10 protein-coding genes are annotated in these 12,354 nt (G+C 52.5%); 3 read left to right on the top strand and 7 right to left on the bottom strand.

From position 1 onward, the window contains the following. Positions 1 to 3,838 (bottom strand): GLUG motif-containing protein (locus LAT75_RS13135; protein WP_291483132.1); only part of this gene is annotated, 3,838 nt, incomplete at its 3' end. A gap of 675 nt (positions 3,839 to 4,513) precedes the next feature. Here LAT75_RS13135 and LAT75_RS13130 point away from each other — a divergent pair. From LAT75_RS13130 to LAT75_RS13120, 3 genes are all read left to right on the top strand, one after another. After that, positions 4,514 to 5,503 (top strand): alpha/beta fold hydrolase, encoded by a 990-nt coding sequence (locus tag LAT75_RS13130; RefSeq protein WP_291483131.1) that lies wholly within the window; start codon positions 4,514 to 4,516, stop codon positions 5,501 to 5,503. Positions 5,504 to 5,616: 113 nt separating this feature from the next. Continuing rightward, positions 5,617 to 7,140 carry a leucyl aminopeptidase family protein gene (locus LAT75_RS13125; protein WP_291483130.1) on the top strand — a complete coding sequence of 508 codons (1,524 nt, stop codon included), beginning with the start codon at positions 5,617 to 5,619 and terminating at the stop codon, positions 7,138 to 7,140. Between the two features lie 52 nt (positions 7,141 to 7,192). Further along, complete coding sequence (locus LAT75_RS13120) at positions 7,193 to 8,413, top strand: hypothetical protein (RefSeq protein ID WP_291483129.1); 1,221 nt, start codon at positions 7,193 to 7,195, stop codon at positions 8,411 to 8,413. A gap of 188 nt (positions 8,414 to 8,601) precedes the next feature. Here LAT75_RS13120 and LAT75_RS15675 read toward each other — a convergent pair whose 3' ends face one another. From LAT75_RS15675 to LAT75_RS13085, 6 genes are all read right to left on the bottom strand, one after another. After that, a complete protein-coding gene (locus tag LAT75_RS15675; protein ID WP_363320576.1) occupies positions 8,602 to 9,171 on the bottom strand; it encodes a sugar O-acetyltransferase in 570 nt (189 codons plus the stop codon). Between the two features lie 142 nt (positions 9,172 to 9,313). Beyond that, on the bottom strand, positions 9,314 to 9,580 hold the full coding sequence (locus tag LAT75_RS13105) for a hypothetical protein (RefSeq protein WP_291483128.1): 267 nt from the start codon (positions 9,578 to 9,580) through the stop codon (positions 9,314 to 9,316). 106 nt (positions 9,581 to 9,686) lie between these two features. Continuing rightward, the gene (locus LAT75_RS13100) at positions 9,687 to 9,926 is read right to left on the bottom strand and encodes a DUF6132 family protein (protein WP_291483127.1); all 240 of its coding nucleotides are present in this window, start codon (positions 9,924 to 9,926) and stop codon (positions 9,687 to 9,689) included. 460 nt (positions 9,927 to 10,386) lie between these two features. After that, entirely contained in the window at positions 10,387 to 10,809 is a 423-nt protein-coding gene (locus LAT75_RS13095; RefSeq protein WP_291483126.1) for a hypothetical protein, read from the bottom strand. 172 nt (positions 10,810 to 10,981) lie between these two features. Further along, complete coding sequence (locus LAT75_RS13090; RefSeq protein WP_291483125.1) at positions 10,982 to 11,635, bottom strand: response regulator transcription factor; 654 nt, start codon at positions 11,633 to 11,635, stop codon at positions 10,982 to 10,984. Between the two features lie 96 nt (positions 11,636 to 11,731). Continuing rightward, positions 11,732 to 12,354: ATP-binding protein (locus LAT75_RS13085; protein WP_291483124.1), on the bottom strand; the 623-nt coding region annotated here is incomplete at its 5' end.

The raw sequence follows: 12,354 nt of genomic DNA, 5'->3' as shown, positions 1-12,354 counted from the left end.
TCAGGCCGGAGCGGTCGAGGGCATCGGTATCCATCGGCCACAGGTTGTTGTTGGCCATCAGGGTCCAGACACCACCGGAAGGCGCCCCTTCATCGGGCAATTGATTCACCGTGAAACCTTTCACCGGCTCCGTTATTTCAACAGCCGGCTTACGGTACTGCGACACGATTGCGTGCACATCAACCTCGGTCTGCAAGGGCGGGGCGAAGGCGTAAATCGCAAAAGCTGATATTTCAGGTGAGCCTGCACCGGACGGGCTGATACCCGTGACAGAACGCCAGCGATTGCTGGAAGCGTAATAGTACAGGTTCGAAATTCCCGGCGGCACATCTGCCCCGACAAAACCCTGTGTTGCCAGAAAACGGGTAAATTCCGCATAGCTTTGGTTTCCGGGGAAGGACATCCCGAAATAGCGCCAGCCTTCTGCGCCTTCAATATGCGGGCCGGCGGCAATTACCGTACCGAAGGTGCCGGAACCTACAGCACCGCCTGCATTTTCAGCTTTCAGCCAGGGGAAGGTGCGGCCTTCGATGATTTCCCAGGTATTCTCAAAATCAAAGGGTTCGAAAGATGCCCCCAGCTGCATTTCAGCTGATGTGAGTGCAGTGGCAAAAAGGTCGAAATCAGCGGTACTGAGTTCATCATCCCAAAAAACATCCGCTACAATACTTCCCTGCGAACTTCCTATAAATCCGCCGGCTGCCGACAAAGTGCTGAAATCATCCGGAAAATGAACCGCTGAATAGGCCATTCGGATTTCCGAATCTAACTCAGCGCTGCCCGCAAAACCACCCAGGTTTTCAGCATCGCTGCCTAAAGCGCGCAGACTTCCGTGGGCGTACGCATTTTGAATAAGTGCACCGGCGTGCAAGCCTACAAAGCCGCCCACATTCAGGCTGCCCGAAACACCGGGCACACCCGCTGATGACGAAAAGCCGGCTCCGATCCGGTGGGCAGCAAAACTGTTTTCGATCACAGTGCTTCCGCTTGTTTGCCCGGCGAAGGTCCCGACGTTGGTAACACCCCGTACCTCAGCGGTTACGCTGCTGTTTCGGATGATGGTATCGTGCGCGTGGGCAACCAATCCGCCCACATTCACGCCTTCTAAGGCAGATAACACCCGTGCATTGACCAGATGGGTGTTTTCAATTACCGCACCTTCTGTATAGCCAAACAGCCCGTTATTTGATCGGGGGCGTGTGCCGCAACTTAAGGTTGAATTACAAATAAAGCTGTAACCGGACACCGCAAAATCATTTCCCTGCCAGTTGCCCATAAACGGATACTGCGGGTTTCCGATCGGATCAATCCGAACACTTGCTGAGAAATTCAGATCCTGTGCCTGGGAAAAATGTGATTCAAAAAACCACCTCACCCGGTCAAATTCGAACAGGTTTGTGACTTCAAAGGGATGTGTTTCCGTGCCGGCTCCCGCAAAAAAACCAGAAACACCTGTCCAGCTCGTGAAGCCTGTTGCCGGGCTGCTGAAGCCGCCACCGAGGAAAAGCTCATCGGCATAAGGGGCTATAGCCTGAACAGGTGCATCCGTGCCGCTGGAAATGCTCAGCCACTCGCTGTCGGCCCAGTTCCTGCGAACAATGTTGGCAGAGCCTTCCGCTGAGCCTGCTCCGGAAAAATCTCCGGCAAGGAAAATGTTATCGCCATACACCTTCAGATCGAAAACAGGCCCTTCGGGACTGCCGCTCACACTTGTCCAGGTCAAATCAGCAATTGACAGAACCGCGAAATGCTCTCCGCCGCTTTCAGCAGAAAAATTGCCGCCAACGTAAAGCGTTTTTCCGATTTTGTTTTGCAGAGCGTACACAACCGCGGGCAGATCATCAGATGCCGGCGAAAGGCCGTCTATTCCGGACCATTCGCCGGTTTCGAGATCGAGCATGGCAAGAGCTGTTGCGGGTTCGGTGAAAGCACCGCCGGCAAACAAGGTGTTGCCCCGAACAGCCAAGGCATGAACCGGTCCATCGAAGGGGGCATCGGGTGATGACCAGCCTTCTTCCGGAGAGTAAATTGCAAGGTTTGCAGCCGGCTGACCGTCTGCCTCAGAAAAGCTTCCTGCTACAAAAAGCCGGTCGCCATCCCAAAAAAGAGCATGAATGAGCACCGGCGCTTCATCAGCGCCTGTGAGCGCATCCCCCAAAACCGTCCAGCTTTGCGAGCTGCGGTCGAACTGCGCGAGTGCCGGAGCCGGACTTCCGTCGGCGAATATGGAAAAATCACCCCCTGTAAAAATCAGCTCCTCAGAAGCTGCAATTGCCCGGACAATGCCGTCACCAAACCCGCCACCCAAAGCCGTCCAGCCGCGGGTTTCGGTCGAAAACGCACCAATTCGTGTGATGGCTTCATCGCCGCCGGCACTTGTGAATGCTCCTCCGGCAATAATATCACGGCCGCTGTTTGCAAAAGCCAGGATTTCGCCGCCGGATACAATGGCATCGGTTTCCCCCCAGGGCGCTCCGAAAATAAACCAGCTGTTTGTTTCCGGGGTGTAGCCTGCGAGTCCGCCGGTATTGGTCTGACTTCCGGCGCGGGTAAAATCGCCTCCGAAATAAATGTTGTCATCATCGGCGGCAACTGCACGTGCCGGACTGTTAAAAGCCTGCACACCGAAGCCATTCCATTGAAGCTCCTCCTCTCCGATATTCAGGCTCAGTGCTGATGGCGTTGTGCCGGGCGTGTCGATAATATCAGGGGTGATAACAACGAGCCCGTTCGGTCCCATTGCCATCGCAGTGATATCATCAAAGCGCCCGTCGGGATAAACGCGCCAGCTTTCGTTAGAAAGATTGAAGGAGGTAAGGGAGTAGGCTAACAGATTGGAGCTTCCGTTACGCACATTGTCAAAAAAACCACCTGCGTACACATGCCCGCCGCTCAGCACGAGTGCGTTCACGACGGCATTACCGGGACGAAACGGCTTGGTAATTTCCCCGATATTAGCCCAGCCCGCATTGTTGGTACGGTTTCCGGAGTAATCGTACACGGCAAGACCTTTAATTTGTGTGGTTCCGGCGAGTGCGTTTTCGGAAAGTTCGATACCGACATAAACTTTTTCATCATTTGTGAGCAAGGCCCGAACCGGTTCAGAAATGCCGGCACCAAGGCGGTTCCAGCTGCGGTTGGAGGTGCGGAATCGGGCTATATTCTGCAGCTCTGTTTCGCCGGCCCGGTCGAAATGCCCGCCCACGATTACCTGACCATCGCTAACAGCAAGGGCAGTAACAACCGCATTTCCGCTCCCGTCGCGCGTGAGATTGGTATCGATACCGCCCCAAACACCAGTGTTAAGGTTATAGCGCTGTATGGCACCGCAGCTTGTTTCATCGTTACTCCAAACACAGCTGCCACCTGCATACAGGAAGCTGCCAAGAACGGCAAGCGCATTAACCTGACAGTCTTCATCACAGTCAAATCCGAGCGCTTCCCATTCACCGGTCTGCACGTTGAGCCGGCCCAGACCGCTTACTTCGGTATCCGGCACGGTGAAGCTGCCGCCTGCATAAAGGAAATCTCCCTGTCGCAGCAGCGCATGAATTTCCCCGTTTACACCGGGTGAGCTGTTCAGGATAGCCCAGTTTTCTGCCGATCCGGCATCTATTCGGGCGTTCAGCAGAACGGCTGCTTCATCACGGTCGGCAGCATAGGATGAAGCATCCTGCGCGTAGGTTGTGACCGGTAACTGAAACATCAGCGCGAGCAGCACGGCAATTATTGGTATGCTAAGCAGGCTGAGGCTACAGCGGCCTGGCCTTTTATTTTTGAACAAATACCAGGCAGGCACAAAGCCGCCGTGGCCTTTACGGGCGTATATATTATCCATGGTGATTAGGTTAGTTAGTAATCAGGCTGCCTGATTAAATTGGCAGCCATCGGGTTATTAAAGTTCTTACAGTCAGCTGATAATGAGGCAAGTCATATTGAAGGGCCTGTCGGATACTCCCTAAAAGAGCCTGTTAGGGCATTCAATCAGGCTGAATGCATATGTAAAGAAAAACGCATGCCACAGCCGATTGTTAATGAATAATCGATTACCACTCTTGCTCTCGAAAACCCTGTATCAACAATACCATCCGATTCGGGTAAATGATGAACAAGAGATAAAGTAAACACTTAAAGTCAAGAAGGTTATAAGGTTAGATTAACCTAACAATAAATAAATGAAAGTTCAAATTCGGGATTTTCCGGATTCATCAGAGATTGTTTTGCATAAGACATTAGTTATGTTTTTTATGGTTAGGGCAGCAACTGCTGTTAACTCCTGCTAAGTGTGCTTAAGCTTGTTCAATATAAAAAGGCTCATCTTTACAATCACCGCATACTCATGCGTTTCTGAGCACCTGCCTTTTTAACTAAGGATTTAATCGGAATTCTGGTCACTTAATAAATAAGAAGTTATTAAGTAAGCACTGAACCGAGTGTTATAGAAATCCTTTATTTTAGACGCACCAAACATGATTTTCACAAATATTAATTTTACACTAACCCCTCACTGCAATTGCTGACCGCGCATAAAACCTCCGCTTTTAATCCCGCATGGCCGCTACCCAACGGTCATCTCGAAACCATCTATCCCTCCCTGTTCCGGAAGGTGAACGGGCTTGCCGGCCGGTACGTACGCGAGCGGCTCGAGCTGCCCGACGGCGATTTTCTCGATATCGACCGCCTCACCCGGAAGGCTTCGCGGGCGGTTATTATCTCGCACGGACTTGAGGGCAACAGTCACCGGGCGTACGTTACCGGCATGGCGCGGGCTTTCGAAGCTGAAGGCTGGGATGTGCTCGCCTGGAACTTCCGCGGGTGCAGCGGGGTGATGAACCGCTTCCCCCGTTTCTATCACAGCGGGGATACCGCCGACCTGCTTTCCGTTGTGCGTTTCGCGATTGATGCGTGCGGCTATGAGCAGGTGGTACTGATCGGCTTCAGCATGGGCGGCAACATGACCCTCAAGCTGGCCGGGGAGGCGGGCGAAGGCCTGCCGCGGGAGGTGACCGGCCTCGTAGCTTTTTCCGTGCCCTGCGATCTCGCGGCCTCGGCCAAAAAGCTGGAAAAATCGGCTTTCGGGCTGTATCAGCGGCGGTTTATGCGCATGCTGAAAGCCAAAATCGAAGCCAAAGAAGCCGATATGCCCGGTACCTTCGACCTCAGCGGACTCAATCGCATGCGCACTTTTCGGGAATTCGACGACACCTTCACCGCCCCGCTGCACGGCTTCCGGGATGCGGCCGATTACTGGGAAAAGGCATCCTGCCTGCCCTGGCTGCCGGACATCCGCCGGCCGGCCCTGCTCGTGAGTGCCCTCAACGATCCCTTCCTAACGGAAAGCTGCTTCCCCCGCGAAGCCGCCCGTGCAAACCCCTGCGTCACCCTTGAAACCCCAAAGCACGGCGGACACACCGGCTTCACCCAAAACCTTTCCGCGCCGGTTCTCTGGAGCGAGCTTCGCGCCCTGAAGTTTGCTGAAAGCCTGCAAACGGGAACAGGCTAAGTATTAAAGGTTTAGCCGAAACAGGATGTAATTATGGCTTTTTTTGCTTAAAATAACCCCCAATAATTGCTATGAGCACACATTATTCTATCCATTTTACTTTTTGAATCACTTTGAAGATCTTCGTCAAATCCGGCAATCCTGAGCAAGCTGCAGATATTTTCCTCCCCCTGTACACCGATACGGCCTATAGCCGAATAGCTGAAGTTTATCCCGCACTTCCGGCCTTCGGGCTTGAGCGGGCCCTCACCGATTTCCGGGCTGAAAGCGGCAAAACCGCTACGCTCTACAATGCTGAGGGCAGCCGCCTCTTCCTCATTGGTCTTGGCAAACCGAAATCAGCCGGCTTCAGCGGTGTCTTCCGGGCCGCACGTTCGGTGGCGGTTCAACTTGGCAGGCAGCTTCAGCCGGCTGCATCCCTCCTGCTCTCCCACCTTGCCGGCAGCGCCGAAGCAGAGGCCGGGCTCACCGATGCCTTTGTGAACGGTCTGGTATCCGGCACCTATCAGCTTGGCAGCTGGAAGGAAAATGCCGGCAGCGAGCCGCATCCCCTCGACGGAGAAGAAAGCAGCCTCACGCTGATTTCCGCACAGAGTCCGGAGCACTTTGAGGACATCGCCTCAGCCGCACGCCGGGGGCACCTCATCGGACTGGCCCAAAAACAGGTGATGCATCTGGTCAATATGCCGTCTAACCTGCAAACGCCGCCCTTCCTCGCCGATGTTGCCCGCGAATGGGGCGAGAACCACGGTCAGAAAGTCACTGTTTTTTCGGGGGATGAAATCGAGGCCAACCAACTCTTCGCGCTGGCGGCCGTGAACCGCGGCAGCGAATATCCCGCGCAGTTTATTGTGATGGAGTACGAGCCCGAAAATGCGCCGGAAAGTGCGCCCACTGTCGGACTTGTCGGCAAGGGCATCACCTTCGATACCGGCGGCCTTTCCATCAAAACTTCTGCGGGCATGTATTTCATGAAGTGCGACATGGGCGGAGCGGCCGTTGTGCTCGGCTTTATGGAAGCCGCCGCCTCGCTGCAGCTCCCCGTTAAGCTCGTAGCCGTAGTGCCGGTAACCGACAACCTCATCGACGCCCGCTCATTCAAGCCGTCGGATATCATCGGTTCATATAGCGGAAAAACCATCGAAATTATGGATACTGACGCCGAAGGCCGCCTTATCCTCGCCGACGGCCTCAGCTGGATCACCGAAAAGTACGAGCTCGACTACCTCTTCGATTTCGCAACCCTTACCGGCGCCACCGTGCGCGCAATCGGCTACGCTGCCGCAGGCATGTTCACCCCGGATGACGCCCTTGCCGCTGCCTGCTCCGAAGCCGGCGACCTTGCCGGTGAGCGCGTGTGGCGCTTCCCGCTTTGGGATGAATACGCCGACGACCTGCACAGCGATGTAGCCGATGTGCGCAACCTCAGCGGCAAGCCGGTAGCCGGCGGCATCTCGGCAGCCAAGTTTCTGGAGGTCTTCACCCGGGAACATCCGCGCTGGGCACACTTCGATATCGCCGGGGTAGCCTTTGGCGAAAGCGAATTCGGCAAGCACAAAAACGGAACCGGCTGGGGCGTGCGCCTGCTCACCGAGCTCACCGCCAAACTAACAAAACCCGAAACAGGCACCAACTAAGTTCAGGGCACGGTCGCCATCCCCCTACAACATCACCAAAACCCATCCCGCTATGTCTGAAAAAAAATCCCTCACTTATCTCTGCATCTCCACCTATTTCAAAGGCGGGGCGTTCCTCGAATCGTGCCACAACGAAGGCAACACCGTGTATCTGCTCACCGCCAAGAAGCTGGAAAACGACCCCTGGCCGCGTCACGCTGTTGAGGAGTTTTTCTATCTGGAAAATGAAGACAACTCCGCCGAAAACATCGACCGCATCCTGAAAGGCTTTGCGTGGCTGATCAAAGAAAAGAACATCGACCGGGTTGTGGCGCTCGATGACTTCGATGTGGAAAAAGCAGCGGCCATCCGGGAGGAATTCCGGATTCCGGGTATGGGTCAGACCACCGCGCGCTATTTCCGCGATAAGCTCGCCATGCGCCTCAAAGCGCAGGAAGAAGGCATACCCGTGCCGCCCTTCACCGATTTGTTTAAGGACGCGCACATCAACCACTTCGCCGATACCGTGAAGCCGCCCTACGTGGTGAAGCCGCGCTCGGAGGCTTCGGCCATGGGCATCAAAAAAGTACACAGCAAGGAAGAGCTTTGGGAAACCATTCACGGCCTGGGCGAGCAGCGCAGCCATTTCCTGGCCGAGCAGTTCAAGCCGGGTGATGTGTACCATGCCGATTCCCTTACCTTCGACAGCAAAGTGCTGTTTTGTTCGGTGAGCCGCTACCTGAGCACCCCTTTTGAAGTCGCGCACGGAGCCGGCATCTTCCGCTCCATGACCTGCGATGCCAAAAGCAGCGAAGCCAAAGCGCTGGTGAAGCTCAACAAGCTGGTAATGAAGGGTTTTGGGATGCGCTACAGTGCTTCGCATACCGAGTTCATTCACTGCCACGAAGACGGGAAGTTCTACTTCCTCGAAACCTCGAGCCGGGTCGGCGGGGCGCACCTCGCAGAGATGGTGGAGTTTGCAACCGGCATTAACCTCTGGCGGGAGTGGGCGCGGGTTGAACACGCCTCAGCCATCAAAACGGGCTACGAGCTGCCGGAGCAGAAGAATCTTAACGGCGGCATTCTGGTATCGCTCGCACGGTACGAGCACCCGGATCAGTCCTGCTTCAACGCGCCGGAAGTGAAATGGACCATCAGCAAGAAATGGCACGTGGGCACCATTGTGGTTTCGGAAAGCGCCGATCGGGTGCGGGAGCTGCTCGATGAGTATGCCGGCATCGTGCACCGCGATTTCCACGCAAGCGCGCCCCTGCCGGATAAAGCGACCAACTGATTCACGGCCGTTTCAGCGGCTTTCAAAACAAAAGCCATGCCCCCGCTCAGATGAGCCGGGGCATGGCTTTTTTATTTTTGGGATGTGTTTTTTTCGGGGGATGCGCTCCGTGACCTGATCCCGGCTTACGGCTTGCGCAGCATTTTTGGGGAAGGGACCTGACAGATGCTGCATGATGCGCGGCTGCATTACCCCTGACGGGCTTCCTCAACCGGGCGAATGACCCTGCACGGATTCCCGGCCGCAAACACGCCCTCGGGGATATCGCGTGTAACCACGCTGCCCGAGCCGATCACCGACCGGCTCCCGATCCGCACGCCGGGGTTGATGATGGCGCCTCCGCCGATCCAGACATCTGAGCCAATCTCCACGGGCTTGCCAAACTCCTGCTTTCTGCGCAGCATGGCATTCATGGGGTGCATGGCGGTATAAATTTGTACGGCCGGACCAACAAACACAAAATCGCCTACCTTAACTTCACAAATATCAAGCACCACACAGTTGAAGTTGAAAAAACAATTTTTGCCGAGCAGGATGTTGAATCCATAGTCGCAATAGAACGGGGGCTGCAGCCACACATCATCGCCGCCTGAACCAAGCAGCTCCTTCAGAATGCGGCGGCGTAACTCCGCATCGCTTTCCCTTGTCGCGTTGAGATCCTGACACAGGTCGCGCGCCCGTACCCGCGCAAGAGAGAGCTCAATATCCTGCGGATCGTAGAGTTCTCCGCGCAGCATTTTTTCCCGCATGGTTGACATAGTTTTTTCCCTGCACTGCTTGGTTATGAATAAAAGACCGGCTTTTTTACGGGCTTTCTGCAGCCCGGCCTCGCTGCAACATACGAAGCTAACCGGTCAAAACAAGCTTAACATAGCAGGAAAAAACGCGCGAAAACTTTAGTCAGTGGAAAATTCCGACTGCAAGCTCAGCCCAAATCAGGAGCAGCAGCAAGATTACAGACGCCATGCTCAGTGCCCGATAGCGCTTGTTTTTCATTTTCCGGAAAATAAGCTCCAGCGAAAAAGCGGTTGTAAGCAGCAGAATCGACATCATCACGAAGTCATGAGCATCCCACGCTACCCCGGAATCAAACTGCATGGCGATCAGAGGTACAGAAAGTATTGCTGCTACGCACAAGTTAATCAGGGCAAACCGCTTAATGGTCATAAATCAAGAATTAGGTGAGGAGATTCAGCTCAACGAAGTGTTATGAGATAAATTATCCGCTTGAGATTTCCCCTCACAATCCCCTGATTATGAAAAGCCCAAAAGCTTAAGCAGGATTCTCTGTCTGATTTAACTGCTGCTCTTTTTTTGCCTTACGGCTCGCAATGCTGTCTTTAACGATTGATGCTCCCAGACCGCCCATTCCCAAACCGTACAAGGTGCTTGTGCTCCAGTTTGAGGTAATGGCACAGGTTCCGGTATCGCAGCCGATAAAATACCAGTAGGAGAAGCCGGCGAGGCCGCCAATAAGCAGGCCTGCGAGTATAATCAAAATGTTCTTGTTCATGCGGGGAATTAATTTAAATAAATAACTATGCAGTAATATACGAAGTCGAAACTCTGATTCAAAACTGCTCCCTGAAAGCTAACAGCGCAGCTGAGGGACAGAAAAGAACAGCTTCAGCTCCCTTTTTCTGAATTTACCGCATATTCATGCGGTGCATGCGGCTGATTTAATCTATATACTATAATGAAATCTTGCTACGAATGTAGCTGCTTTTCGGGTCTCCCAAACATAACTGAGACACAAATTAAAATGAATACGAGTCCAAACAAAACGTTGTGCTTCATTTTTTTACCCCAAACACGCCCATAGCAGTAGTCCATACAACAATTAAAACCTAAACACGCGGTCGGAATTCCCCGGAGAAGGTTTCCCTGTATGTTTATGGTAAGAGGCCGCAAACCCGAAAGCTTGCGGCCTCTTTATTATAATAAGCGAATTTTAAGCAGGCGGATTCCGCAGCTTACTGCATCCCGGCTCCCAGCTCGTTTGGTATGGAGCCGACTTCTATTTCATAGCCGCCTTCTGCGGTTGGGGTAGTGGTTTCTTCAAGTACTTCGCCATCGGCGAGCAGCGCAAGGCGCACGCCGGCGATATCACCGATGGGGCCGAGTATGATACCGAAACCGATGTAATTTCCGTCTTCTACGTTGTAGGTAAAGGTACCGGACTGAGGTATGGTGATGGTTTCGGAGTTAAAGTTTCCTTCATTGCCGTCCCATGTGTAGTAGGTCAGAAAAAAAGCACTTTCAACCGGAGCCTGCACTTCTATAGTCAGATTGCCGTCGAGCCCCGGTGTATCGTTTGAACTGCCCGAGGAAGAACAGCTGGCAAGTAATGCACCGGCAAGCAACAGAATAATCAGGGTTAATTTATTGTATAGCATAGGTTTATGTTTGATTTAGCATTAAAATGAACACATAAACCTAAAGACAATCTATTTAAATTTCAAATTTTTATACTTACAGACACGAATACGACCCTCAAAACCCCTGAACTATGTAAAATAAATCGCATTAACAAACAAACCGAACACAAAGCCTGAAATCGGATTCAACTTATGAAATAGTATCCGGATTAATGATTCTGTTTTGAAATGCTTTACTCACCGCTTCTGATCGTGAATTAACCTGCAGCTTAGTGTAAATATTTCGGATATGATACCTGATTCCGTCGGTCGAAAGGAATAGCTGTTTGCCAATCTGATTGTAAGAATGCCCCTTAGCGAGGGCTTCGAGTATGGATTTTTCTCTGCGGCTGAGCTCCACCTGACCATCCGCAGGAACATAAAGCACATCAATAACCATGCGTGCCACATTAGGAGTAAGGGGTGAACCACCTCTGAGTGCGCTTCGGATTGCTGAAATAAGTTCCTCGGGCGACATATTTTTCAGCATATAGCCAACGGCGCCGGCTTTGAGAGCTTCGAAGACATGTTTGTCATCATCAAAGACGGTCGCCATAATACAGACCGCATCGGGATAGTGCATTTTAATATGCTGAACACCCTCAATGCCACTCATGCCTGGCAGCCCTATATCCATCAAAAACAAATCGGTTTTTGTACATAATTTATTTTGCTCAAAAGCAGCCTCACATGATCCGAAATCACCAATTACCTCGAGATCATCCTCAAAATCCACAAAAGTTTTCCAACCGTTTCTGATGTAGTTGTTGTCTTCAATGATGATGATGTTACTCGCTTTTTCCATAGGTCTGTTTTAATATTGATAACAATTCCTTAATTAAAGAAAATGAGCAATGAGTTGATACTACATACATATGCGGTATCTGCGGTAAAAGCCTGCTTAAAGCATTACCCGAACTATCCAGCGGGTACCCCTGCCGGGTTCGGTTTCAAGCACGGCTGTAGCTCTGATTTTATCCGCACGCTGCCTGATGTTTCTCAGTCCGTTGCCTGATGAAGCGTCCGGATTACTGAGTCCGCGTCCGTCGTCTTGCACAACAAGCTGCAGTTCGCCGTTTTTAATATGCAAAATAACCTCTGCACGTGAGGCCCCTGAATGTCTTGCAACGTTAGTGATCATCTCCTTAAAAATCATCCAAAGATGCTGCCGTAACTGCATATCGATTTTACCCGGATACGACTCGTCAATCCTAAGTGTGAAGGCAATATTTCGGCTTTCAAAAACATCAGATGCAAATCTCCTGCAGCGTGAAAAAAAGCTGTTCCATTCGTCATTTTCAGGATTAATGGCCCAGACGATATCCGATATTTTTTCTTTTGCATCACCGGAGCTTTCCAGAATGAGGCTCAGAAACTTCTCGTTCTGCTCCGGCTTACGGCCAGAGGCAATGGCCTGTGCAAAAAAGCTGATGCTGCTGAGGGTAGCGCTCACTTCGTCGTGCAGATCGGCCGAAATGCGGTTCCGCATCTGATACTCGCGGGTTAATTTTTTTAAGCGAATGG

The sequence above is a fragment of the Cyclonatronum sp. genome (assembly GCF_022565315.1).
In the GTDB taxonomy this organism is placed as follows: Bacteria; Bacteroidota; Rhodothermia; order Balneolales; family Cyclonatronaceae; genus Cyclonatronum.
Note: the sequence above shows the minus strand (reverse complement) of the source record. Positions and strands in the feature narration are given on the sequence as shown.

What these genes read in the sequence shown, in the direction of transcription:
- LAT75_RS13120 (WP_291483129.1), top strand. Translation starts at nt 7,193, where the DNA reads ATGTCTGAAAAAAAATCCCTCACTTATCTCTGCATCTCCACCTATTTC.
- LAT75_RS15675 (WP_363320576.1), bottom strand. Translation starts at nt 9,171, where the DNA reads ATGTCAACCATGCGGGAAAAAATGCTGCGCGGAGAACTCTACGATCCG.
- LAT75_RS13105 (WP_291483128.1), bottom strand. Translation starts at nt 9,580, where the DNA reads ATGACCATTAAGCGGTTTGCCCTGATTAACTTGTGCGTAGCAGCAATA.
- LAT75_RS13100 (WP_291483127.1), bottom strand. Translation starts at nt 9,926, where the DNA reads ATGAACAAGAACATTTTGATTATACTCGCAGGCCTGCTTATTGGCGGC.
- LAT75_RS13095 (WP_291483126.1), bottom strand. Translation starts at nt 10,809, where the DNA reads ATGCTATACAATAAATTAACCCTGATTATTCTGTTGCTTGCCGGTGCA.
- LAT75_RS13090 (WP_291483125.1), bottom strand. Translation starts at nt 11,635, where the DNA reads ATGGAAAAAGCGAGTAACATCATCATCATTGAAGACAACAACTACATC.